Origin of the sequence: Stenotrophomonas maltophilia group sp. Smal13 (assembly GCF_030236855.1) — a bacterium.
Taxonomy (GTDB): Bacteria; Pseudomonadota; Gammaproteobacteria; order Xanthomonadales; family Xanthomonadaceae; genus Stenotrophomonas; species Stenotrophomonas maltophilia_A.
Window position 1 is genome coordinate 13817 of sequence record NZ_JASJSQ010000047.1, and the last position, 25222, is coordinate 39038.

18 protein-coding genes are annotated in these 25222 nt (G+C 67.3%); 6 read left to right on the plus strand and 12 right to left on the minus strand.

Features of this window, described 5'->3' with window-relative positions; translation table 11 throughout:
• Position 1: 1 nt before the first annotated feature.
• Both QRO95_RS15605 and QRO95_RS15610 read right to left on the minus strand, forming a co-directional pair.
• A complete protein-coding gene (locus QRO95_RS15605) occupies positions 2-1888 on the minus strand; it encodes an EAL domain-containing protein (RefSeq protein ID WP_285302957.1) in 1887 nt (628 codons plus the stop codon).
• A gap of 44 nt (positions 1889-1932) precedes the next feature.
• Positions 1933-2550: a DUF4126 domain-containing protein gene (locus QRO95_RS15610; RefSeq protein WP_049461254.1), complete on the minus strand. Its 618-nt coding sequence runs from the start codon at positions 2548-2550 to the stop codon at positions 1933-1935.
• Positions 2551-2729: 179 nt separating this feature from the next.
• Here QRO95_RS15610 and QRO95_RS15615 point away from each other — a divergent pair, with 179 nt between their 5' ends.
• The 5 genes from QRO95_RS15615 (at position 2730) to ampE (ending at position 6440) form a co-directional block, all read left to right on the plus strand.
• Positions 2730-3473: a DUF6776 family protein gene (locus QRO95_RS15615; RefSeq protein WP_019336613.1), complete on the plus strand. Its 744-nt coding sequence runs from the start codon at positions 2730-2732 to the stop codon at positions 3471-3473.
• 4 nt (positions 3474-3477) lie between these two features.
• On the plus strand, positions 3478-3942 hold the full coding sequence (locus tag QRO95_RS15620) for a polymer-forming cytoskeletal protein (RefSeq protein ID WP_006398829.1): 465 nt from the start codon (positions 3478-3480) through the stop codon (positions 3940-3942).
• Positions 3943-3973: 31 nt separating this feature from the next.
• Positions 3974-4366, plus strand: a complete 393-nt coding sequence (gene erpA, locus QRO95_RS15625; protein ID WP_005419789.1) for an iron-sulfur cluster insertion protein ErpA — start codon at positions 3974-3976, stop codon at positions 4364-4366.
• Positions 4367-4512: 146 nt separating this feature from the next.
• Complete coding sequence (gene nudC / locus QRO95_RS15630) at positions 4513-5418, plus strand: NAD(+) diphosphatase (protein ID WP_032127201.1); 906 nt, start codon at positions 4513-4515, stop codon at positions 5416-5418.
• 134 nt (positions 5419-5552) lie between these two features.
• Positions 5553-6440: a regulatory signaling modulator protein AmpE gene (gene ampE / locus QRO95_RS15635; protein ID WP_032127176.1), complete on the plus strand. Its 888-nt coding sequence runs from the start codon at positions 5553-5555 to the stop codon at positions 6438-6440.
• A gap of 483 nt (positions 6441-6923) precedes the next feature.
• Here ampE and QRO95_RS15640 read toward each other — a convergent pair whose 3' ends face one another.
• The 10 genes from QRO95_RS15640 to QRO95_RS15685 form a co-directional block, all read right to left on the minus strand.
• Positions 6924-7349, minus strand: coding sequence for a DUF2752 domain-containing protein (locus QRO95_RS15640; protein WP_006473646.1), 426 nt, complete (start codon positions 7347-7349; stop codon positions 6924-6926).
• Between the two features lie 43 nt (positions 7350-7392).
• On the minus strand, positions 7393-7671 hold the full coding sequence (locus QRO95_RS15645; protein WP_032127177.1) for a CD225/dispanin family protein: 279 nt from the start codon (positions 7669-7671) through the stop codon (positions 7393-7395).
• A gap of 34 nt (positions 7672-7705) precedes the next feature.
• Positions 7706-7993 (minus strand): CD225/dispanin family protein, encoded by a 288-nt coding sequence (locus tag QRO95_RS15650; RefSeq protein ID WP_005419784.1) that lies wholly within the window; start codon positions 7991-7993, stop codon positions 7706-7708.
• Between the two features lie 182 nt (positions 7994-8175).
• Positions 8176-10065, minus strand: a complete 1890-nt coding sequence (locus tag QRO95_RS15655) for an MFS transporter (RefSeq protein ID WP_277779219.1) — start codon at positions 10063-10065, stop codon at positions 8176-8178.
• A gap of 139 nt (positions 10066-10204) precedes the next feature.
• Entirely contained in the window at positions 10205-10999 is a 795-nt protein-coding gene (locus QRO95_RS15660; protein WP_049461643.1) for an SDR family NAD(P)-dependent oxidoreductase, read from the minus strand.
• A 140-nt stretch (positions 11000-11139) separates the two neighbouring features.
• Positions 11140-13317 carry a YccS family putative transporter gene (gene yccS, locus QRO95_RS15665; protein WP_032127180.1) on the minus strand — a complete coding sequence of 726 codons (2178 nt, stop codon included), beginning with the start codon at positions 13315-13317 and terminating at the stop codon, positions 11140-11142.
• 162 nt (positions 13318-13479) lie between these two features.
• Positions 13480-15537 carry a TonB-dependent siderophore receptor gene (locus QRO95_RS15670; protein WP_285302958.1) on the minus strand — a complete coding sequence of 686 codons (2058 nt, stop codon included), beginning with the start codon at positions 15535-15537 and terminating at the stop codon, positions 13480-13482.
• Positions 15538-15874: 337 nt separating this feature from the next.
• The gene (locus tag QRO95_RS15675; RefSeq protein WP_285302959.1) at positions 15875-18997 is read right to left on the minus strand and encodes an efflux RND transporter permease subunit; all 3123 of its coding nucleotides are present in this window, start codon (positions 18995-18997) and stop codon (positions 15875-15877) included.
• A gap of 31 nt (positions 18998-19028) precedes the next feature.
• Positions 19029-22262: an efflux RND transporter permease subunit gene (locus QRO95_RS15680; RefSeq protein WP_100437674.1), complete on the minus strand. Its 3234-nt coding sequence runs from the start codon at positions 22260-22262 to the stop codon at positions 19029-19031.
• 74 nt (positions 22263-22336) lie between these two features.
• Complete coding sequence (locus QRO95_RS15685) at positions 22337-23578, minus strand: efflux RND transporter periplasmic adaptor subunit (protein WP_032127184.1); 1242 nt, start codon at positions 23576-23578, stop codon at positions 22337-22339.
• Positions 23579-23763: 185 nt separating this feature from the next.
• On the opposite strand from QRO95_RS15685, the gene QRO95_RS15690 reads away from it, so the two are divergent.
• Positions 23764-25083, plus strand: coding sequence for a M20 family metallopeptidase (locus QRO95_RS15690; RefSeq protein WP_071229371.1), 1320 nt, complete (start codon positions 23764-23766; stop codon positions 25081-25083).
• Positions 25084-25222: the final 139 nt, after the last annotated feature.

The window sequence follows — 25222 nt, forward strand, 5'->3', positions numbered from 1 at the left end:
CTCAGAGCACCGCGTTGTGGAAGTCGAAGTTCAGGTCACTGCCGGCCGACTGCACCATGTTGCCCTGGATGTAATCGACGCCGCCGACCCACATCGCTGCCGCGGCCTGCGGGTCCTCGATCTGCTGGCCGATGATCTGCAGCCCGGCGGCATGCGCCTGTTCGATCGCCTTGCGCAGTTCCTCGCGCGTGGCCGGGTTGGAATGGCTGCTGGAGAAACGCGCGGCCATGCGCACGAACGACAGCGGCAGCTGGGTCAGCAGTGCATCGGCTTCGCCACTGGGTTCGAACTGGCTCAGGCAGAAGCGCACGCCGACGCCGGCCATGCGCTGGCAGAACTGCTGCAGCGGCACGGTGTGGATCAGCGCGTCGGGCAGGCGCACGTCGATCACCAATGCACTGCCGGGCAGGTCACGCTGCTGCAGCGATTCCAGCAGCCAGTCGCCAAAGGCATCGCGCTGCAGGGTGCGCAGCGACTGCGAAACGAACAGGTTCAGCGGTTGCGTTGTGTGCCGGTACAGGTCCAGCAGGCCCAGCGCATGGTCCATCACCTGCTGGTCGAGGTCGGCGATGCGGCCTGCCGCTTCGGCGGCAGGAATCACCTGGCCGGCCGCCAGCACCGTGCCGTCGGCCTGGCGCAGGCGCAGCAGCAGCTGGTACTGCGCGGTGTTGCCACCGGCGACAGCGACGATCGGCTGATAGGCCAGCTCCAGCTGGCCTTCCAGCAGTGCCAGGTGTTCCTGTTCGGTGACGGCCTGGCGGTGCACATGGCCTGCCACGCCGGCGCTGAGCAGGCGTGCCTGCAGGGTGGTGCGCTCGACCGCTTCCAGTGCGGCGTTGGCATCGTCGAAGCCCGGCGACAGCGGCGCGTAACCCACCACGCCGCGCAGATGCACCGATTCATCATCGCGGATCACGAAGGCGCGCGCCGAGAGCTGCTCACGCAGGGTCGCGGCGATGCTTTCCAGGCTGTCTTCATCGGTATTGCGGGCCAGTAGCAGGAAGCTGTTGTCGTTCAGGCGTGCCAGCAGGTGCGGATGGCCGGCCTCGGCCAGGCGCTGCCCGGCCTGCACCATCAGGCGCTCGAAGGCGGCGTAGCCATAGCGTTCGCGCAGGCCCAGCGCGCTGGCCACTTCAATGAAGAACACGCCGCCCCGGTCGCGATGGGTGAGGGTGGCGTTGAGTTGCCGCAGCACGTGGTGACGTGTCGGCAGGCCGGTTTCCGGATTGCTGGTGGCCGGTGCGCCGGTAGCACCAGGCAGGGTCGCTGCCTGCGCACGTGCGCGGCGGATGCGGTTGGCCACGGCGGCGATCAGGTGGCGGGGGCGGATCGGCTTGCTCAGATAATCGTCGGCGCCGCTGTCGAGCACCTCGAACTGGCGTTCCGGGTCCGGATCGCCGCTCAGGAACACGATCGGCAGCAACTGCAGGCCAGGCTGCTGGCGGATCAGCGCGGTCAGGCGCATGCCGTCCAGGCCGGGCAGGTGCAGGTCCATCAGGATCAGGTCGGGCCGATGCTCCTTGATCGCCTGCAGCGCGCCGTCGGCATCGCTGTGCACGATCGCCTGCATGCCGGCGCCATGCAGCACGCTCTGTGCGAACAGGGCCTGCGCGCGGTCGTCCTCGACGATCAGCACGCGGTAGGGCGAATCGGAGGGCGGCGGCGCCTGGTCGTTGTTGCCAGCCTCGGCCAGCACGGCCGGGGCCGGCAACGGCGGCGGTGCGCTGCCGATCGATGCGGGTGCGTCGGAGGCGGCCAGCGGCGGAACCGCGGCCGGCGCTGCGGCGACCGCGCTCGCCGGTTCAGCGGTCCAGCGTTGCCAATGATCGGCCGGAGGGGTTTCAGCGCGTCCCGGGCGGGCGCCCGCGGGGGATTCGTTTGCGGCCATCGGTGCTCCTGGTGTTCGCGTCCATTATGCGACAAGCCCGGCGATCAACCGGTACCGGGCTGGCGTGGACTGTCGGGCGACGCACTGCGTGCCAGCCAGCGCACGCCCTTCCACAGGGCGCGCCAGACCAGCCACACCAGCAGCGCGCCGGCCAGGCTGCAGGCCAGCACCACGATCAGCGCGATCCACGGGTGTGCCAGGGCCAGGGCCAGGCCACCGACCACCACGGTGTCCTCGGCGGCGGAGGCCACCCAGTTGCTGGCAGGCTCGGGCGAGGTATTGAGCAGTGCGCGGGTGCCGGCCTTCAGGCCATGGCTGGCCAGCGCGACACCGGCACCGGCAGCAAGTGCGCCGGTGCCCAGCTGCCCATCCGGCGACAGCGTGGCTGCGGCAAGGAAGGCACCTGCGGGTACGCGTGCCAGGGTCTGCACCAGATCCCACGCCGAGTCGACGCCGGGAATCTTGTCGGCGAAGAATTCGGTTACCGCCAGCGCTGCCGAGGTGCCCAGCACCCACCACGATTCGGTGGCCTGCAGGGCCGGCGGCAGGTCGACCCAGCCGAGCAGGCCGGCCAGGCCGACACCGAACACGGTGAGGTAGACGCGGATGCCGGCCAGCCAGGCCAGCAGGATGCCGATCACGAACAGGTGGGCTTCGGTCATGGCGATGCTCCGGCGACGGAACTGTGCAGGGGACCACACTATCGACGATGGCATGCCTGAACGCCACAGACGGTGGCTCGCCACTGCGCAGGAAACCCACCCGTCCTGTCATACACTAGCCCGTCGTTTGCCACAGGGGCCGTACCGGTGTCGCCCTCGCGATGCCCCGGAATCCACCCATGACCAACCGTCCTCCCATGCGCGTGCAGGTTCGCCTGCCCGGCGCGCCGCAACCGCCGGCCGACCGTCGCCGCCTGCTGGTGATCGGCGGCATCTGGCTGCTCAGCCTGGTGCTGGCCGTGCTGGGTGGCTGCTGGATGGCCACGCCGCGCGATGCACAGGGCCAGCGCCTGCAGGCCGCCGAGAAGCGCGCCGAGACGTTGCAGGCGCAGCTGACCGAACTGCGCCAGAAGCAGGCCACGCTGGAAGCCTCCGACCGCATCAGCCGCGCCGCCAACACCGAGGTGCAGTCCTCGCTGGCCGAACGCGATGAGGAAATCGCCGGCCTGCGTGCCGACGTTGCCTTCTATGAGCGCCTGGTGGGTTCGACCAGCCAGCGCAAGGGCCTGAACACCCATTCGATCGAGTTCAGCCCGGAAGCGGCCGGCACCTGGCAGTACACCGCCGTGCTGACACAGAACCTCAACCGCGGCGCCATCAGCCAGGGGCAGATGCGTTTCACCGTGGAAGGCGTCAAGAACGGCAAGCTGGCCACGATCAGCTGGGATGATCTGCACCAGCGCAGCAAGGTACCGGGACAGGATTACTCGTTCCGGTACTTCCAGCAGCTCACCGGCAGCGTGATGCTGCCGGCTGACTTCACCCCGCAACGCGTGCGGGTGACATTGGGGAGTGGTACGGGGGGTACCACCCAGGTATTCGACTGGAAACAGGCCGGTGCGCCGGCCGCCAAAGGGGAGTAGGCAGATGTTCGGAAGCAGCAAATCCAACCGTGAAGGCCAGCTGGTGGTGGATGCCCTGATCGGCAACCAGGTGGTGATCCGCGGTGATGTGGAATTCAGTGGTGGCCTGTATGTGGAAGGCCGCATCCACGGCAAGGTGATCGCCGCCGAAGGCGCCAGCGGCGCGACCCTGACGGTCGCCGAGCATGGCGTGATCGAAGGTGAGATCCGTGCCCAGGTGGTGGTCATCAGTGGCCGCCTGGACGGCGACGTGCATGCCACCGAGAAGGTCGAACTGACCCCGAGCGCGCGGGTCAATGGCAACGTCCATTACCAGGTGGTGGAGATGAATGCGGGTGCCCAGCTGAACGGCCGCCTGATCCATGCCAGCGCCCCGATGGCGGCCCTGCCGGCCCCGGAAGGTGATGAGGCCAATGGCGGCAAGGGTGACACCGCCGCACGCCGCAAGCTGGCCGAGGCGATGGCTTGAAAGCCATCGTCGGCACCCCCATGCTGACACCATGAGCACGCTAGTCTCCCTGCCCGGCGCCACCCCGGTTGCCGCGCCCGATTACCAGTCGCTGGAGCGCCCGCTGAACTTCACCGAGTCGGCGGCCGCCAAGGTCAAATCCCTGATACAGGAAGAGGGCAACCCCGACCTGGCCCTGCGCGTGTACATTGAAGGCGGTGGCTGTTCGGGCTTCCAGTACGGGTTCGAGTTCGACGAGAACCGTGCCGAGGATGACCTGGCGGTACAGACCAGCGGGGTCACCCTGCTGGTCGACCCGCTGAGCCTGCAGTACCTGATGGGCGCCGAGGTGGACTACACCGAGAGCCTGACCGGTGCCCAGTTCGTGATCCGCAACCCGAACGCCAAGACCACCTGCGGCTGCGGCAGCAGCTTCAGCATGTAAGAGGCCTGTGGCCGGAAGGTGCCAACCAAGGTTGGCACCTCAGTAGATCCACGCCATGCGTGGATGCTGTGCCTGCACGCCCACACCGGCAGATTGCGCACAGCGCCGAACTTGCCACCTGCATCGATTGGCGGCACGCTTGCCGGATGCCCAATACTCCTTCGCCGCTTTCCGGTTTCGCCTTCGTTGGCGAACCGCTGGAGCGCGCCGATGCCCTGCGCGACGATGCCGATGCACTGGCGCGCCTGTGGCCGGGCGCGCGCATTCTCGTGCTCGATCAGGACGGCAGCGCCTTCACCGGCGATGACGACCAGCCGCTGGCGCTGACCGGCGCCGACATCGGCGGTGGCCCCGGTGCCGCGATCTTCCTTGGCCTGCGTGGCGAGCAGGCCTGGTTCTCGGTCGAAGCCGCCAACGTTACCGTCACGGCCCCGCGCCGCCTCGACCTGCGCCAGGCCGCACTGCTGTGGCCGATGGCCGATGCGACCGCCTTCAGCTATGCCCGCGGCATGTCCTACTGGCATTCGCGCACCCGCTTCTGCGGCGTGTGCGGCGGCGCCGTGGCGTTTGCCCGTGGCGGCTTCGTCGGTCGCTGCGGGCAGTGCGCCACCGAGCACTACCCGCGTGTCGATCCCGCCGTGATCGTCGCCGTGGAAAACCAGGGCCGGCTGCTGCTGGGCCGGCAGTCGAACTGGGCACCGCGGCGTTACTCGGTGCTGGCCGGCTTCGTCGAACCCGGCGAGACCTTCGAGCAGACCGTGGTGCGTGAAGTGCACGAGGAGAGCAAGGTACGGGTGACCGCCTGCCAGTACCTCGGTTCGCAGCCGTGGCCGTTCCCGGGCGCGCTGATGATCGGTTTCCGTGCACAGGCGCAGGATGACCTGCCGACCGTGGATGGCGAGCTGGAAGATGCGCGCTGGTTCAGTGCCGACGAGGTCGGTGCTGCACTGGCACGCGATGTGGAGGACGATGGCCAGGGCATCCGCCTGTCGCCGCCGATCTCGATTTCGCGCGGCCTGATCGAACACTGGTACCGGCAGCAGAAGGGCTGAGCGGGGCTGACGGTGGCGCCTGTATTGCCGCCACCTGAACACGGCCCGGGTTACAGTCCGGTTCACCGCTGAGGGCGCCGCTGCGACAGGTAAGGTAGCGACGCCGAGCGTTCTGTTTCGTAGGGAGACCTGCCATGTTCACCACTCTGGCCGCCGTGCTGGTGGCACTGGCCCTGGGCCATGTTGCCCCGGCCGCTGCCGCCTCGCTGCGCCGTTTCGACGGCTTCCGGCGTTGGCTGGGCTGGCTGGACGCGCGCGGTGGCAAGGCCTGGCAGGGACCGGCCGGCGTTGCCCTGGCACTGCTGCCGCCGCTGTTGCTGATGGCGCTGCTGGCGTGGCTGCTGCGCGGGGTGCTGTTCGGCCTGCCGTCGCTGCTGCTGGGCGTGGCGGTGCTGGCGTGGTGCTGGGGCCCGCGCGATCTGGACCGCGATATCGAAGCGATCATCGATGCCGATGACGCGGCGACGCGCCAGGCCGCGGTACGTAACCTGCAGGCGGCCGGTGGCAGCCTGCGCGAGGACATTCCGTCACTGGTCGAGGCAACCGTGCTCAACGCCTTGCGGCGCTGGTTCGCGGTGCTGTTCTGGTTCCTGCTGCTGGGCCCGGCCGGTGCTCTCGGTTACCGGCTGCTGGCGCTGATGGCGGAAAGCCCGATGCGTGCCCGCGTGCCGGTGGAGCCGCTGGCGCTGGCGCAGCGCCTGCTGGGCTGGATCGAGTGGCCGGTGGCGCAGCTGATGGCATTTTCGATGGCGCTGGTGGGCAACTTCGATACGGCGTGGAAGGCCTGGCGCCAGGCCCACGGCGAGCGCCTGGCCGGCAACATCGGCTTCCTGGGCGCGGTGGCGCGGGCCAGCGTCAATGCCGAGCTGCGCGAGGATGCGCACGATTACACCGAGGCGGGGCTGTTGCCGGTGTGGCAGCGGTTGCCGGACCTGCGGGATGCGATGAGCCTGGTGTGGCGGATGCTGCTGCTGTGGCTGGCGATCCTGGCCCTGCTGGTGATTGCAGGCTGGGTGACGTAGTTGCTTTGCAGGGCTTGCAGCCCTGCACCTGCAGAGGCAACAGCAACAGCAACAGCTGGATTGCTGCGGGTTGGCGGGGTGGGTCGGATGGCGGGGGACGCCGTGAATCCGTCCGTGGAGGCTTGGTCGCCGCATCCATGCGGCTCACACCCCCGCCATCCGACCCACCCCGCCTTCGACAGATTCCCGCGGCTGTTGGTAGGTGTCGACCTTGGTCGACACGGTAGATCCACGCCATGCGTGGATGCAGAGCGAAGCGATCCGCTTCCGCTTTTGATCTTCTCTTTCTTTTCCGTGGTGGACGCACACGGAAACTGTCCGTGGCCGGGCGGGATGGGTTTGCGGGGGTGTCCGCGGCATGGATGCCGCGGCCAAGCCTCCACGGACGGATTCACGGCGTCCCCCGCAAACCCATCCCGCCCGGCCAACCCCATGATCGACAAACGCCGCCCACCACGAGGGGCTGCGCCGTTGGCTGGAAACCTAGATCGGTGCCAGTGCAGTGAACGGCGCCCACGGCAGGTTGCGCAGCAGCGCATACCCGGGCAGCACCCAGAGCCAGAACACGGGATTGGCCAGCACCCGCATCAGCGGGTCGAGCACACGCGGGCGGATGCCGGCGATGTTCAGCAGCATCAACAACAGGAACGGCAGGCTGATGACCAGCAGCGGGTTCATCGCCATCGCGCCGGGCAGGTCGAAGTGGACCAGGGAATACAGGCAGCGCGTGCTGCCACAGCCCGGGCAGTACAGGCCGGTCAGCGCGTACAGCGGGCAGCTCGGCAGGGGATTGCCGGCGACATACGGATTGACGTTGCGCAGCACCACCGTGGCACCCACAGCCAGGCCGGCGGAAACCAGCAGCGGTGCCCAGCGGGCGAGTCGGGAACGAGCGGGAAGCGCGGACATGCAACAACGGATCCGGCGCAGGCGCCGGATCCGTCCAGGCGTATCAGTAGTTGCCGTTGCTCATCGCGCCCATGCCGCCGAGCACAACGAAGAACAGCACGTACAGCACGACCAGCACAACCCAGGCGATGGCCGACCACATGGCCCACTTCTTGGCCTTGGCGGCGGAGTCCTGGGCGCCGGCGATGTCGCCGGCCGCCAGCTTGCCGTTGACCTGGGCGGCGTAGACGATCGACACGATGCCGGCCGGCAGGCAGCAGAACAGGGTGGTCAGGATCGCCCAGACCAGGTTGTTCGGGACCTGCGGAGTAGCAGTATTCATGGGTTCAAGCTCCTTGATGGGTGGTGGTGGTGAATCATTGGTCGGAAAGAGCGCCCAGTACGGCCAAGCCGCCGAACAGCCCGAACCACAACAGCAACAGGACCGGCAGGGCCACGGCCGAAGCCACCGCCCACCAGCCCGCCTTGCGCGACGCACTGTAGGCCCCCGGCAGGTCGCCGGCCGCGCGGCGGCCATCGACCTGGGAGGCGTACACGATCGACACCACGCCCAACGGCAGGCAGCAGAACAGCGTCGTCAGGATCGCCCAGACCAGATGGTTGGGGATGTAGACCGGACGGCTGAGCGGTGGTGGTTGATTCAAAGCGAGACTCCATTCCTTGGTGGCCGGCCATGATGAATCGGCCGGACCTCCCCCCTGTGGGTGCGTAATCTACCGCAACCTGCGTTGCATGTATGCGTTTACAGTCACGACATGTCGCGTACACCACTGGACGGTGACGTATGTGGGGGAGTCCGCTGGGCCCGCTCGGCGGGCCCATCTCGTCAGGCGTGATCGCCGCGCAGGGCCCGCACCTGGGCCTCCAGCACCGGTGCGCTGGTGCTGTGGCCATCCACGGCCGCTGCCGCCACCACCTCGACGGTGGCGCGGAAACGGCGCGGCACGCGCATGCGGCCCAGGCGGCTGTCGCGCCGGCTCCACATGCTCGACCACATGCCGCGCAGCGCCATCGGCACCACCGGCACCGGTCGCCGTTCGAGGATCTTCTCGACGCCGGACTTGAACGGTGCCATCGCACCATCCTTGGTCAGCGCGCCTTCCGGGAAGATGCAGACCAGCTCGCCTTCGGCCAGCGCAGCGTCGATGTCATCGAACGCGCGCTGCATCAGCGCCGGGTCTTCGCGCGCACCGGCGATCGGGATCGCCTTGGCGGTCCGGAAGATCCAGCGCATCACCGGGATGTTGAAGATCTTGTAGTACATGACGAAGCGCACCGGGCGCGGGATCGTCGCCGACAGGATCAGTGCGTCCATGTAGCTGACATGGTTGCAGACCAGCAGCGCGGCGCCCTCGTCGGGCACGTTGGCCTCGATGCCGTGCGGGCGCAGGCGGTACAGGGTGCGCACCATCAGCCAGCTGAGGAAGCGCATCAGGAATTCGGGGACGATGGTGAAGATGTAGATCGCCACCAGTGCGTTGGCGATGGCCAGCGCCAGGAACTGCTGCGGGATGGACCAGTGCAGCAGCTTGTGCGCGGCCAGCGACAGCAGGGCTGCGCCGACGATGAAGCCGGAGTTCTGGATGTTCAGCGCCGCAAACACGCGCGACATCTGCGCCTTCGGCGTGCGGCTCTGGATCAGCGCGAACAGCGGCACCACGAAGATGCCGGTGAACAGGCCGATGCCGATCAGGTCGATGACGATGCGGATGCTGCCCGGCTGCTGCAGGAACGTCCCGATGGTCAGTCCGTGCACGGTCGCTTCGCCACTGCGGGCGAAATACAGGTCGAGCAGGAACGCGGTCATGCCGAACGCACCCAGCGGCACCAGGCCGATTTCCACCGTGCGTGCCGACAGCTTCTCGCACAGCAACGAGCCAACGCCGGTGCCGACCGAGAACAGGGCGAGGGCGAACAGATACAGCTTGGGTTCGCCGCCGAGGTTGGCCAACGCGTAATTGGGCAGCTGCGAGGTCAGCACGGTACCGACGAACCAGAACCAGGATACCCCGAGGATGGCGTTGCGCACCGCCTTCTGCTGCCGTGCCATGCGCAGCACGACCCGCGACTCCGGCAAGGGGTTCCAGTTGATCTTCAGGTTCGGATCGCCGGCGTCGACCTTGGGAATCAGGCGCGCCGCGATGTTGCCGCAGATGGCCAGAGCGATCACCGCTGTGGCTGCCACGATCGGACCGTGGCTGCCTGCAAGCAGGAACACAGAGCCGCCGATGATCATGCCGGACAGGATCGAGATCGAAGTACCCATCTCGACCAGGCCGTTGCCGCCCGTCAGTTCCTCGGGTTTCAGCACCGAGGGCAGTACCGAGTACTTTACCGGGCCGAACAGGGTCGACTGCATGCCGGTACAGAACAGGGCGACCAGCAGGAACGGCAGGTTCTCGGTGATGAAACCGACAGCCGCCATCGACATGATCACGATCTCCATGGTGGTGGTGATCACGATCAGCCGCGATTTTTCCAGTTTGTCGGCGATCTGCCCGGCCAGCGCCGAGAACAGGAAGTACGGCAGGATGAAGATGGCTGGCGCCAGCGTGGTGTAAAGCGAACGCTGCTCCTCCGAAACGCCCAGATAGAACAACAGGCCGATGATCGCCTGCCGGTACACGTTGTCGTTGAACGCTCCGAGCGCCTGGACGACGAAGAACGGCAGGAAACGGCGCTGGCGCAGCAGGGCGAACTGGTTGTGACCGGACATGGAGCCTCCTTGACCGGCGCAGCCTAGCATTCCTGCCTATCCGCCGGGACCATGGCGGGATGCATCCACGCATGGCGTGGATCTACTGAAGCCCCACAACTGTGGGTGCGGACCGTTGGTCCGCACACCTTGATAGGTCTCAGACGATATCGTCGACCACGCCGCCATCCACGCGCAGCGCTGCGCCGGAGGTCGCCGAGGCCTGCGGCGAGGCCAGGTACACCACCATGTTGGCCACTTCCTCGACCGTGGCGGTGCGCTGGATCACCGAAGACGGCCGGTGAGCCATCACGAACTCGCGGCCGATCTGCTCCAGTGGCTTGCCGCTGCGCTGGCGTTCATCTTCGAACATCGCCGCGAAACCGTCGGACAGGGTCGGGCCGGGCAGCACCGCGTTGACGGTGACGCCGCTGCCGGCCACGCGCTTGGCCAGGCCGCGCGACAGCGACAGCTGCGCGGTCTTGCTGACACCGTAGTGGATCATGTCGGCCGGAATGTTGCGTGCCGATTCGGATGAGATGAACAGTACGCGACCCCAGCCGGCATCGACCATGGCCGGCAACAGTGCCCGCGACAGGCGCACGCCGGACATCACGTTGGTCTGCCAGTAGCGTTCCCAGGTCGCGTCTTCGGTCTCGAAGAAGTCCTCGGGGCCGAAAATGCCGGCGTTGTTGACCAGGATGTCGACCTTGGGCAGACCTGCCAGCAGCGTGTCGACGCCGGCCGCATCGGAGAGGTCGGCGGCCACGCCGAGCACGTCGGCACCCGGAACGGCGGCGAGCAGGCGCTGGCGGGCGCGTTCGACGCTGTCGGTGCTGCGGCCGTTGAGAATGATCCGCGCGCCCGCGTTGGCCAGGCCCTGGGCAATCGCCAGGCCGATGCCGGCGGTGGAGGCGGTGACCAGCGCGGTACGGCCGGTGAGTTCGATCTTCATGGAGGAATCCGGGGCAGGGGATCACCCAGTATCCGCGCGGGAACGTGATCGGGATGCATCGCCATACGCAACGCACGGTTGCACGCGGTGCAGTAGATCCACGCCATGCGTGGATGGAATGTCCGACCAGCGATGAGGGATCAGGTCAGGCTGGTCACCGCCTCATTCGCCGCCGCCCGCACCTTCGGCAGCATCCGCAGCACCAGCGCCATCTGCGTGCGGATCAGCTGCAGCTTCGGCGGCATCGCCTCGTCGATCTGTTCCAGTTCGGCCGCCACCGCGCGATCAGCGTCGTTGTCGTCCTCGCTGACCGGCTGCCGAGCGCTCAGGGCCGTCGCCAGCTGCTGCAGCGCCTTGCGCACGCGCTCACCGGCAGCCAGCGCCAGCGGATCGCCGGCGTAGCTGTCCACCTGGTCGCGGTGCGCACCCAGGGCCGACAGGTGCCCGAGCAGTGTGTTGGACAGCGCCAGGAAGTGGAAGCCGGCATCCAGATTGCGGCGCACATGGCCGGGTTCACGCAGCATGTTCGACAGCGCGGTGGACAGCGCGGCGTCGGCGTTGTGCATGTCGCGGCGGGCGATGCGGTAGGCCAGATCGTCACGCATGCCGCTGCGGTACTGGCCCAGCACCGAATCCAGATAGCGCGCGGCGGTGTCCAGCACCCGCGCCAGCACAAGATGCAGCTGCCGGCCCTGCCAGTCGGGCAGGATCAGGAAGGCGGCCGCGGCGGCGATTGCACAACCCAGCAGCGTATCGACCATGCGCGGCACGATCAGCACGAAGCCGTCGCCGATCAGGTTGAAGCAGGTCAGGGCCATCACCGTGATCGCCGCCGACGCCACCAGGTAGCGGTCGGTGCGGGTGAAGAAGAACAGCAGCGCCGACAGCAGCGCGATCAGCAGCTGTACGTGCAGCTGTGGGAACAGCTGCAGCAGTGCCCAGGTCAGCACCAGGCCGGCCACGGTGCCGACGATGCGTTGTGCAAGGCGCTGGCGGGTCGCGCCGAAGTTGGGGCGGCACACGAACACGATGGTCAGCAGCACCCACGAGCCGTTCTGTGCATTGAACAAGCGGATTGCCGCGAAGCCGGCGATCAGGGCCAATGCCATGCGCAGGCCGTGGCGGAACAGGACCGAGCCGGGCGTGAGCTGCTGGCGCACGCGCACGCCCATCTCGCGCAGGGTGTGCGGGTTGCTGTCGCGCAGGCGGGTATCGACGTTGTCCAGGCTGGCCTCGGAGCGCTCCGCATCCAGCAGGCGGCGCTCGATGCTGCGCAGGTTGTGCACCAGCAGATCCAGCGAGCCAAGCAGTCGCTGCCACTGCGGCCGCTGCTGGTCGCGCAGATAGGCCAGCGCATCGGCCAGGTCGCGCCCGGCCTGCTGGTTGCTTTCGCCATACACGAACGGACGGCGCAGGCGGATCGCCTCGCCCAGCCGTGCGCAGGCCTGCCCCTGCAGGTCGAGCAGGCGCTGGCAGCGGTACAGCACATCGCTGTGGAAGAAGGCATCGACCAGCGCACCGTACGGGTAGTGCGAGGAGCTGGCGCGCTCGTGGAAATCCTGTGCCATGTAGTAGAGGCGCAGGTACAGGCCGGAGTTCACGCCGGGCCGCCCGGAACGGCCGAAGCGGGCCAGGATCGCGGTCTTGGCTTCGTTGAGCGCACCGACCACGCGCCGGTTCTGTTCGGCCAGGTCGAGCTGGCGACGCTGCAGGTCGGCCTCGCGCACCGGCTCGAACAGTGTTGCCTTCAACTGCAGGTAGCGGCCCAGTTCAACGTACAGTCGCGCCACGCGTTCGCGTACCGGACGGTTGGCGAACAGTGCGGTCCACAGGATCGACAGCAGGCCGTACCAGACCGCACCGGCCAGCAGATGGCTGACCGCGTCCAGTGCGCTGTGCAGGTCGCTGGCGCCATGCTGCTCCAGCCCGATCATGGTGTAGATCGCCAGCGTTACCGTGGCCTGGGCGATGGACGCATAGCGCTCGCCGAGCGCACCCAGCAGGGTCAACCCGAAGGTGGACAGCGCCAGCGCGCCGATGAAGATCCATGGCCAGGGGAACAGCCAGATCACCGAAGCGGCGGCGAGGCAGAAGCACAGCAGCGACAGCAGTACCGCCTTGGTACGGCCCCACCAGTTGTCATCGGTCTCGGCGATGGCGCTGGCAATGATGCCGAGGAACACGCCGGGCAGGGCAGTGAGCGCGTCCAGCTGCCAGCACACGGCAAGCGCTGCGGTCAGGGCGATGAACACCCGAAGGCCATAACTGGCCTTTTCGTGGGCCCACAGGCGGCTGAGGCGGGATTCGCGGGCGGGCATGCAGGCTCGGTGGAAGGGTCTCCCACCATTATTGCGGGTGCGGGGTGAAGGGGACAGCCCGCGAAGGAATACCCGGTAGTGCCGGCCGCTGGCCGGCTCTCATGCGCCCGGACGGAGGTGCGAGGAGCCGGCCGGCGGCCGGCACTACCGGTTTGCCGGGCATTACATGTCGAACCGCACGCTCACCGCGAACGTGCGCGGCAGGCCGGCGCCGGCGTTGGACCAGTACTTCCGGTTGGCCAGGTTCTCGACGCTGGCACGCAGGGTCACCGGATGGCCGGACGCCAGCAGGCGATAGCCGATGCCTGCATTCACCAGCGTGTAGTCAGGCAGCTTCAGGGTGTTGTCGGCGTCGTACCAGACATCGCCGTAGTAGCGCACGGCGGCATAGGTTTCCAAGCCGTCTACCCACGGCAGCTGGTAGGTGGCGTGCAGTACCCCGCTCCAGCGCGCAGCACCGGCGGTGCGGTTGCCTTCCTGTGCGGCACTGCCCGGGGACAGCTTGTCGTAGGTCGGATCCAGCCAGGTGACGCCGCCGCCGACGGTCAGTGCATCGTTGAGGTGCAGGTCGGCACTGGCTTCAATGCCTTCGTACAGCGTGATGCCGTCCTGCACCAGGCGCTTGCCGGCCGGCGTGAGCTCATCGATGTTGGCACCACGTTCCAGCCGGAACGCGGCCACGTTCGCATTCCAACGCGCCGCTTCGACCTTGGCCCCGATCTCGTACTGCTTGCTGATGGTGGGATCAAGCACGTCACCGGCGTTGATGTAGCTGTTGCCTACGCGGCTGCCCGCTTCGAGCGACTCGATGTAGCTGGCGTAGAGGGTGACCGCCTCGCTGGGCTTGAACATCACGGCGTAGGTCGGGGTGACCGGGTAGGTGTGGTACCGCCCCTTGGTTTCGAAGTCGTTGTAGCGCCAGCCCGCCAGCACCGACCAGCCGCTGCCGAGGTTCACCGTATCGCTTGCGAACACCGCCTGCTGCACCGTCTCGTCGCCGCGGGTCATCACCCGCGAACCAACGGCGTCGTGGCGGATGGCATGGCGCTGGTACAGGTTGGCGCGGCCAATCAGGTTCCACTCGTAGGGGCGGTCCCACCCCAGTCCGGTCTGGTGGCTGATGCCCGCCACCACCTGATGCTGAAGGGGGCCGGTGCGGAAGCTGCCCTGCAGCATCGCCTGGGCCAGCTTCCACTCGCTCTTGCCACCCAGTTCGTAGACGTTGACGTCGTAGTCGCCGTTGAGATCGTCGATGTAGGCGAAGATCTTGTTGACGTCATTCCACGAGGTGGTGACGCCGTAACTCAGGCTGGCTTTCCAGTCGCTGTTGATCTGCCAGTTCAAGCCGGTCGACAGCAGGCTGGAGCGTGTGTCGTAGTAGGTGCCGGGCACGCTGTTGTCGGTATCTCCGGCGATCGGCCGCGGCAACGAGGTCAGGCCACGGAAGTAGTACTGCGGCGATTCCTCGCGCAGGTCGCGCGACTGGAACACACCGTCGAAGGTCCAGGTGAGCGCATCGCTCAGGCGCGCGTCCAGCGACAGTGCGCCCACCTTGCGATCGACGTGTCCGCCATTGAAGGTCTCGCCTTTTTCCTGGAAGGCGTTGAAGCGGTAGCCGAACATCTGCTCGTTGCCGAAGCGGCCGCCAACGTCGATGCCGCCGCTGACGATGCCTTGTTCGCGCCAGCCCAGCTGGGCGGAGAAGGTGGGCGTGTCCGTCGGCTTCTTGGTGATGTAGTTGACGATGCCGCCGGGGGTGCCGAAGCCATACAGGAATCCGCCCGGGCCTTTCAGCAGATCGACCTGTTCCATCACTTCCAGCGGCCATTCGGTGCCCCAGGAAGAGACCTGCAGGCCATTGACCCGGTAGCTGTCGTAGTTCAGCTCCAGACCGCGGTTGCGGATGGGCGAGCTCCAGCCACTGGCATAGGCGCTGACCTGGGTGCTGACCGAAGGGTCGAGCAGGAAGGCTTCGCCCAGCGAGACCACCTGGCGCTGCTCGATCTGCTCGCGGCCAACGGCGGTGATCGCGAACGGAGTGTCGCGCAGGGCGCGGTCGCCCAGTGCGCCAGCGTCGGTATGGGTGCGTTCGGCGGTGACCTTCACCGCATCCAGATCGGTGGCGTTACGGCTGACGGCCGGCGCTTCGGCATGGGCAGCGCAGGCGGCTGACAGGGCGATGGCCAGCAGGGCCAGGCGGGGAGAACGGGAAGGCAGCATCGATGGTGGTCCTCGACGGACGGCCACAGGCCATCCGCCCACGGGTGGGGGAAGGGGCAGTGGCTGGGATCACGCAGGCTGGCCGGAGATGGCAGCGGGGCGCCGCGAAGGGGCGCAGGACCATGGCTGGATGAGAATTGTTCTCTTTTCGTTACCGTGCGTCAAACCCGGAGGTATGCGGACCAACGGTCCGCACCCACCATCCGTGCCCACGGTTCGTACCCACCATCCGCTCCCACGGTAGTGCCGGCCGCTGGCCGGCAGATTGGCTGTACGGAGAACGCCGGCCAGCGGCCGGCGCTACCAGTAGATCCACGCCCTGCGTGGATGGGCCCTTCTACGCCCGTTGCGCGCGCTTGAGCAGCTTCGCTTCGCGCCTGCGTGCGCGACGTGCGCGCCAGCGCTCGGCCAGGCAGGAGAAGATCACGTACAGCGCCGGCGTGCTGAGCAGGGTCAGGCTCTGCGAGAACAGCAGGCCGCCGATCATCGCGATACCCAGCGGACGACGCAGCTCGGACCCTTCGCCGAGGCCGATCGCCAGTGGCACAGCAGCCAGGATCGCCACCATCGTGGTCATCATGATCGGGCGGAAGCGCACGATGCTGGCCTCGCGTGCCGCTTCGCGCGGTGCCAGCCCATGTTCCCGCTGCGCCACCAGCGCGAAGTCGATCATCATGATCGCGTTCTTCTTGACGATGCCGATCAGCAGCACCAGCGCGATCATCGAGATCACCGACAGTTCGGTATTGGTGCCGAACAACGCCAGCAGCGCACCCACGCCCGCCGCCGGCAGCGTGGACAGGATGGTGACCGGGTGGATCAGGCTCTCGTACAGCATGCCCAGCACCAGGTACACGGTCAGGATCGCGGCAAACACCAGGATCAGCATGTCGCTGGGGTCGGAGTTGAAGCCGAAGCCGGCGTCATCAGCCAGGCGGATGTCGCCGGGCATGCGCATGCCGGCCACGGTCGCGTCGATGATCGCCTTGGCCTCGCCCATGCTCACGTTCGGCGCCAGGTTGTAGCTGAGGTCCATCGTCGTGTACTGGTTCTCATGGGTGATCTGCGAAGGCGCCAGCCCCGGCACCTGCTTGGCCACCGCCGTGATCGGCACCATCTCGCCATTGCGCGCCCGCACGTACACCTCGTCCAGCGCTGCCGGCGTAGCGGTCTGCGAGGGCAGGGCGTTGACCACCACGCTGTATTGGTTGATGTCCGAATAGATGGTCGAGATCTGGCGCTGGCCGAACGCACCGTACAGGGCGCCGTCGATGGCGCCGACCGAAACACCCAGGCGGGCGGCCTTGGCACGGTCGATCTCGATGTTCTGGCGCAGCCCGGCATTGTCCACATCGGTGCCGACGTCGCGCAGCTTCGGGTTCTTCTTCAGCTCCGCCTGCAGCTTGGGCAGCCATTCCTGCAGTGACGCCAGGTCATTGCCCTGCAGCGAGATGCGGTACTGCGCGCCCTGGCTGGAGCCACCGCCATCGTTGCTGGGCAGGTCCTGGATCGCGCGCAGGCGCAGCTGCAGGTCGGGGTAGCGGTCGGCCTTGGCGCTCAGTCGCGCCAGGGCATGTGCGGTGGTTTCGCGGCGGCCTTCCTTGCGTGATTTCAGCTCGACGTTGAACTGTGCGCTGGAGCCCTGGCGACCGCTGCCCAGGCGCACACCCACGGTCTTCACCGCCGGGTCGGCCATCAGCATGTCGGTGATGCGGCGCTGGCGGGCGACCATGTCCTCGAAGGAGACGGTGGCGCTGGAGTTGGCGCGGCCCCAGATCAGGCCGGTGTCCTGCGGCGGGAACGCGCCCTTCTTCACCGCGCCGAACAGGAAGACGGTGGCACCGATCAGCAGCAGCGGCGTCAGCGACAGCAGCAGCGCATGGCGCAGCGAGAAATCCAGGAACACGGTGTAGATGCGCAGCATGCGCTCGTGGCCGGCATCCAGCCAACGGCCGAAGCGCGACGGCGGCGCCGTGTGGTCGTGGGCGCTGAGGAAGCGGCTGCACAGCGCCGGGGTCAGGGTCAGCGAGACGATCATCGAGACCACGATGGCCGCCACCAGGGTGACGGTGAACTCGCGGAAGAACGCGCCCATCATGCCGCTGGCGAACAGCAGCGGGATGAACACCGCCACCAGCGAGGCGGTGATCGAGACGATGGTGAAGCCGATCTCGCGCGCGCCGGTCAGCGCTGCCTGCATCCGCGGCATGCCTTCGTCGAGGTGGCGCATGATGTTCTCGATCACCACGATCGCATCGTCGACCACGAAGCCGATCGCGATCACCAGCGCCAGCAGGCTCAGGTTGTTGAGTGTGAAGCCCAGCGCGTACATCACCAGCGCGGCGCCGGCCAGCGACAGCGGCACGGTGACTGCGGCGATCAGCGTGGGTGCCAGCCGGCGCAGGAACAGCGCCATGGTCAGCACCACCATCGCCAGGCTGATCAGCAGAGTGATCTGCACTTCATGCAGCGACGAGCGGATGGTCGGCGTACGGTCGAAGTACGGTGTCATCGTGGTGCCCGGCTGCAGGTAGTCGCGCAGCGCGGGGATCTGTGCCTTGACCCGGTCCACGGTCTCCACGATGTTGGCGCCGGCGCGGGTGAACACGTACATCACCACCGCCGGCTTGTGGTCGAACCACGCCGCCTGGTAGGCATCCTGCTGGCCGTCGTAGACGTTGGCGATGTCCTTCAGCCGGATCACCCGGCCATCGCCCTGGGTCTTGACCACCAGGTCGGCGAAGTCGGCGGCGCGTGCCACCGAATCGTTGGCGATGATCGCGGTGGTGGTGTTGCCATCGCTGAGGAAGCCGGTGGGCGAGGTCACGTTGGCCGCGCGCACGGCGTTGCGCAGGTCGTCGGCGGTCAGGCCGAGTGCGTTCATCAGGCGCAGGTTGACGTCCACGCGTACCGCCGGCGTCGAAGCACCGGCGATGTCGACCGAGGCGACGCCGCTGATCTGGCGGATGCGCTGCGCCAGCAGCGAGTCGGCCACGTTGTACAGCTCATCGGCCGACTGCGTCTGCGAGGTGAGCGCGATGGCGATCACCGGGTCGTCGTTCGGGTTCGCCTTCTGGTACATCGGCGAGCCCATGCCCGAGGGCAGGTCGGCCTGCGCCGAATTGATCGCGGTCTGTACGTCCAGCGCGGCCGAATCGATGTTGTGGCCGCTCTGGAAGATCATGAACACCAGCGAGCTGCCTTCCGAGCTCGACGAGCGCATGCGGTCGATGCCCGGCAGCTGGCCGAGATGACGTTCCAGCGGCGCGGTGACCGTGGAGGCCATGGTTGCCGCATCGGCACCGGACTGGCTGGCGTGCACGAAGATCACCGGGATCTCGATGTTCGGCAGCGCCGACACGCCCAGCCGCAGGTAGCAGATCAGGCCGACCATGAACAGGCCGATGGCCAGCAGCGCGGTGCCGATCGGGCGGCGGATGAAGGGGCCGGACAGGTTCATCGTGCGGCCCCCCGCGGCAGCGGGGCGTGGATCATGCCTGCGGCTCCTGCAGCGAACCGTCGCGCAGTGCGCGCTGCTCGCGGCGGCGCGCCAGCCATTCGGAGAAGCGCTCCATATACAGGTAGATCACCGGCGTGGTGTACAGGGTCACCAGCTGCGACAGCAGCAGGCCGCCGACGATGGCGATGCCCAGCGGGCGGCGCAGTTCCGAACCGATGCCGGTGCCCAGCGCCAGCGGCAGTGCACCGAGCATGGCCGCGGCGGTGGTCATCATGATCGGGCGGAAGCGCAGCAGGCAGGCGCGGCGGATCGCTTCATGCGCGTTGGCGCCGGCGCGGCGCGCCTCGATCGCGAAGTCCACCATCATGATGCCGTTCTTCTTGACGATGCCGATCAGCAGCACGATGCCGACGATGCCATCCACGGACAGGCTCAGCCCGCACAGCATCAGTGCCAGCAGCGCGCCGACACCGGCCGGCGGCAGCGTGGAGATGATCGTGATCGGGTGAATGTAGCTCTCGTAGAGCACGCCCAGCACGATGTAGATCACCACCAGCGAGGCCAGCAGCAGCCACACCACATCGGTCTGGCTGCCGGTGAATTCGGCGGCCTTGCCGATGAATTCGGCATGCAGGTGGGTGGGCATGTCCAGGCTGTCCTTGGTCTCCTGGATTGCACGCACGGCTTCGGACAGCGAATAGCCCGGCGCCACGTTGAACGAGACCGTCACTGCCGGCAGTTGCTGCTGGTGGCTGACCACCAGCGGCGCACTGCTGACCTTGCCTTCGGCCAGTGCCGACAGCGGAATGATGCTGCCCGCGCCGACGGTGATGCCGGTGTTCTGCGCGCCGATGCCGGTAGCCGTCGATGAGTTCGACGAGGTGACCTGGCCGAAACTGGTGGCATTGGTGCCGGTCAGTGCACCGGCACCATTGGAGGCAACGGCCAGCTGTTCCATCAGCGCGGTGCTGGTGCGGAACTCCGGCGCCACTTCCAGCACAACCCGATACTGGTTGAGTTCGGTGAAGATGGTCGAGATCTGGCGCTGGCCGAACGCATCGTAGAGGGTGTCGTCGATGGTCTGCATCGGCACGCCCAGCACGCTGGCCTTGTCGCGGTCGATGTTCAGTTCAAGCGCGCGACCCTGGTTGGACAGGTTGTTGTCGACGTCGGCCAGCTCCGGGCGCTTGCGCAGCGCTTCGGTCAGGCGTGTGGCCTGGGTGGCCACGGTCGCCGGATCGACGTCCGACAGCGAGTACTGGTACTCGGTGGCGGCCACGCGGGTATCCAGGGTCACGTCCTGGACCGGCTTCAGGTACAGGGCCACGCCCGGAATACCGGCCACCGCCTTCTGCAGGCGCGGCAGGATCTTGTCCAGGCCGTCGCGCTCGCCGCGTTCCTTCAGCACGATCGACAGCTGGCCCTGGTTGAGCGTGGGGTTCATGCTGCCCGCGCCGATGAAGGCTGACACGCCGGTCACGTCCGGGTCCTGGCGCAGCGCTTCGGCCACCTGCTTGGTGCGCTGCTCCATCTGCGGGAAGGCGATGTTCTGGTCAGCCTGGACCACGCCGGTGATCAGGCCGGTGTCCTGTTCGGGCAGCAGGCCCTTGGGAATCAGCACGTACAGCAGCACGGTCAGCACCAGTGCGCCGCCGGCCACGGCCAGGGTCAGGCGCTGGTGGTCCAGCACCCAGTCCAGGCTGCGCTCGTACAGGCCGACGGTGCGCGTCCACAGGTTCTGCTTGCCGGCCGCCGCCGCACGCTCATGTGCGTCCTCGCCTTCGGGCAAGGCGTCGGGCTTGAGCAGGTAGGCGCACATCATCGGGGTCAGCGTCAGCGAGATCAGCATCGACAGCACGACGGCGATGCTCAGCACCCACGCGAACTCGTGGAACAGGCGGCCGGTGACGCCGGGCATCAGCAGCAGCGGCAGGAACACCGCCACCAGCGAAACGGTCAGCGACAGCACGGTGAAGCCGATCTGGCGCGCACCGATTTCGGCCGCTTCCTTGCCACTCTTGCCCTGCTCGATGTAACGCACGATGTTCTCGATCATCACGATCGCATCGTCGACCACGAAGCCGGTGGCCACCACCAGCGCCATCAGCGAGAGGTTGTCCAGCGACATGCCGGCAAAGGCCATCACCGCGAAGGTGCCGGCCAGCGACAACGGCACCGCCACCGAGGGAATGATCGTGGCCCACAGGCGGCGCAGGAACACGAAGATCACCGCCACCACCAGGCCGATGGTCAGGATCAGGGTGAACTGCACCTCATGCACCGAGGCGCGGATGGTCTCCGTACGGTCGTTGAAGATCTCCAGGTGCACGTCGGCTGGCAGCACGCCCTGCAGCTGCGGCAGGATCGCGCGGATGCGCTCGACGGTCTGCACGATGTTGGCGCCGGGCTGGCGGCGCACTTCCAGCAGCACCGCCGGCTTGCCATCGGCCCAGGCGGCCAGCTGGTCGTTCTCCACGCCATCAACCACTTCGGCCACGTCGGACAAACGCACGGGACGTCCGTTCTTGTAGCTGATGATGGTGTCGCGGTACTCGGCGGCACTGGTGAGCTGGTCGTTGGTACCGATGCTGTAGGACTGCGTCTTGCCGTTCAGCGAACCCTTCGGCGCGTTGACGTTGGCCTGGGTCAGCGCGCTGCGCAGCTGTTCCAGGGTCAGGCCCATGTTCGACAGCTGCGCCGGATTGACCTGGATGCGCACGGCCGGGCGCACGTTGCCGGCGATCGAGACCAGGCCCACGCCCTGCACCTGCGACAGTCGCTGGGCCAGGATCGAGTCGGCGTAGTTGTTGACGTCGCGCAGCGGGCGCGTGTCAGAGGTCAGTTTCAGGGTGACGATGGCCGCGTCGGCCGGATTCACCCGGTTGTAGACCGGCTGGTAGGGCAGCGACGAGGGCAGGGTGGCCTGGCGGATCGCCGCCTGCACGTCCTGCGCGGCAATGTCGATGTTCCGGTCCATCGAGAACTGCAGGATGATCGTGGACAACCCGGCCGACGAGTCGGAGGTCATCAGCTCCAGCCCGGAGATCTGCCCGAACTGGCGCTCCAGCGGCGTGGTGACCAGCGAGGCCATGGTGGTGGCGTTGGCGCCGGGGTACTGGGTGGTGACCACCAGGCTGGGCGCATCGATTTCCGGCAGCGCCGACACCGGCAGCTTGCGGTAACCGAGGATGCCCAGCAGCAACAGGCCCGCCATCAGCAGCGAGGTGGCGATGGGGCGGCGGATGAAGATCGTCGAAAAGCCCACGGACTGATCCTTGCTGGCACTTCAATGTCGGCGCCGGCAGGCTTGCCGGCGCGAGGGAGGTCGGTAGCCTGCGCTCAGCGCGGGCCGCCGCCACGACGGCCACCGCCGCCGTTCTTCTGCTCGGCGGCCTTCAGCTCGGCTTCGGTCGGCACCGCCGGGGTTTCGCCCGGCTTCAGCGCGGTGACCTTGCTGCCCGGCTTCAAGCGGAACTGGCCTTCACTGACCACCCGCTCGCCGCCCTTCAGGCCCTCGGCGATCTGCACCTGGCTGTCACCCACTTCCACGCCGCTGCGCACGGTCTGCATCTTCACCGTGTTGTCGCCCTGCACCACATAGACGTACTCGCCGTCCGGGCCACGCAGCACCGCCTGGGTCGGAATGACCACGCCACCGGCAATCGTGCGCAGCTGCATGCGTACGTTGACGAACTGGCCCGGCCACAGGCCGTTGTCGGTGTTGTCGAAGATCGCGCGCGCCTTGAACGTGCCGCTGTCGGCACTGATCAGGTTGTCGACCACGTCAAGCTTGCCGTCGCCGGACAGCACGTGCGAATCGGCGCGGTCCAGTGCCGCGACGGGTACCGCACCGGCGGCCTGCGCCTGGCGCACATCGCCGAGCTGGCGCTCGGGCAGGTTGAACAGCACGTGGATCGGATGGATCTGGGTCAGCGTGACCAGCGCGGTGCCGGCGTTGACCACGTTGCCGGCGTCGACCGCGCGGATGCCGGCGATGCCGGTGATCGGCGCGGTGACCTTGGTGTACTGCAGCTGCACCTGCGCCGAGCGCATGCTGGCCTCGTTCGCCGCGACTGCGCTTTCGTACTGTGCCACTTGGTTTCGCTGTGTATCCAGATCGGTCTTGGCGACGAACTGGCGATACTCCGGCGCGTTCGAGCGCTGGTAGTTGGAACGCGCGGTGGCCAGCAGCGCCTCGTTCTGGCGCTTGGAGGCCACGGCCTGGTCATAGCTGGCCTGGGCGGTGCGCGGGTCGATCACCGCCAGCACATCGCCCTTCTTCACTTCCTGGCCTTCGCGGAAATTCAGGCTCATCAGCTGGCCGCCAACCTGCGGGCTGACGGTGACGGTGTTCATTGCGGTCACCGTACCCAGCGCGCTGGCATAGACCGGCACGTCCTGGCGTGCCGCATCCACCACGGTCACCGGCACCGGGCCGGCATCCGGGTCTTCACCGCCCTGGCGCGCAGCTGCCGCCGGGCCACCGGCCTTGTCCTTGCCCCCGCCGAGTACGCGCAGGCCGACCACGGCCAGCACCAGTACCGCCACGACCAGCAGCACGATCTTCCAAACACGTGACATTCAAGGACTCCAAGAGGGCTGGACGGGGCACGGCCCCGGTTGGCAATGCGCAAAGCATACCTGCGCCACATCACGTTTCCTGCATGACGGATGGGACGGGCGCTAAGACCGGATCCGGCCGCGGAGGTTCCCGTAGCGGCGGTGTTGCCCTACATTCAGCTGGAACCCCTGCCGTGGAGATCGTGATGCGCCGTTCGTTGCTGCTGTCCGCCCTGCTGCTGGCCTTGCCGGCTCTTGCCCACGCCCAGGACGGGCAGCGCCCGGAGGTGACCGCTGCCGCCCAGCGGCTGCAGGCCAAGGTGGTGGAATGGCGGCGCGACTTCCACCAGCACCCGGAGCTGTCCAACCGTGAGGTGCGCACCTCGGCCGAGGTCGCCAAGCGCCTGCGTGCGATGGGCCTGAAGCCGAAGACCGGCATCGCCCACCACGGCGTGGTGGCGATCATCGAAGGCGGCAAGCCCGGGCCGAAGATCGCCCTGCGCGCGGACATGGACGCGCTGCCGGTGACCGAACAGACCGGCCTGCCGTTCGCCTCGAAAGCCACCGACCAGTACCGCGGGCAGACCGTTGGCGTGATGCATGCCTGTGGCCATGACGCGCACACCGCCACCCTGCTCGGTGTGGCCGAGGCACTGGTGTCGATGAAGAAGGATCTGCCGGGCCAGGTGATGCTGATCTTCCAGCCGGCCGAAGAGGGTGCACCGCCGCCGGAAGAGGGTGGTGCTGCGCTGATGCTGAAGGAAGGGCTGTTTGCTGACTTCAAGCCGGAAGCCGTGTTTGGCCTGCATGTGTTCTCCAGCGTGCAGGCCGGGCAGATCGCCGTGCGTGGTGGTCCGCTGATGGCCGCCTCGGATCGTTTCGGAATCAAGGTGATCGGTCGCCAGACGCATGGCTCGGCGCCGTGGAATGGTGTTGATCCGATCGTGGCCACCGCTGACCTGGTCGGCACCGCGCAGACCATCGTCAGCCGCCGCGCGAACCTGTCCAAGCAGCCGGCGGTGCTGACCTTCGGCGCGATCAACGGGGGCATCCGCTACAACATCATTCCGGATGAAGTGGAAATGGTCGGCACCATCCGTACCTTCGACGAAGGCATGCGGCAGCAGATCTTCGCCGACCTGCGCAATGTGGCCGAGCACACCGCCGCCGCGCACGGTGCCAAGGCGGTGACCGACATCTACGAGTCGGAGGGCAATCCGGCCACGGTGAACGACCCGGCGCTGACCGCGAAGATGCTGCCGAGCCTGCAGGCGGTGGTGGGCAAGGACAACGTGTACGAGCCACCGCTGCAGATGGGTGCGGAGGATTTCTCGCTGTACGCGAAGGAAGTGCCGGGGATGTTCTTCTTCGTCGGTTCGACCAGCGTGGGCATCGACCCGGCGACGGCACCGGCGAATCATTCACCGAAGTTCCTGCTGGATGAGAAGGCGCTGGATGTGGGACTGCGCGCGCTGCTGCAGGTGAGCCTGGATTACTTGAACGGTGCCGGCACTCCTGCGGGCTGAGTGTTTCCGGCAGGGCTGCGCCCTGCACCCGCCGAAGCAACGGCAACGTCAACGGCAAAAGCGGTGCTGGATTTCTGTTGGTTGGGCGGGGCGGTGTGGGCCTGCAGGACACGCCGTAAACCCGTCCATGGGGGCTCGA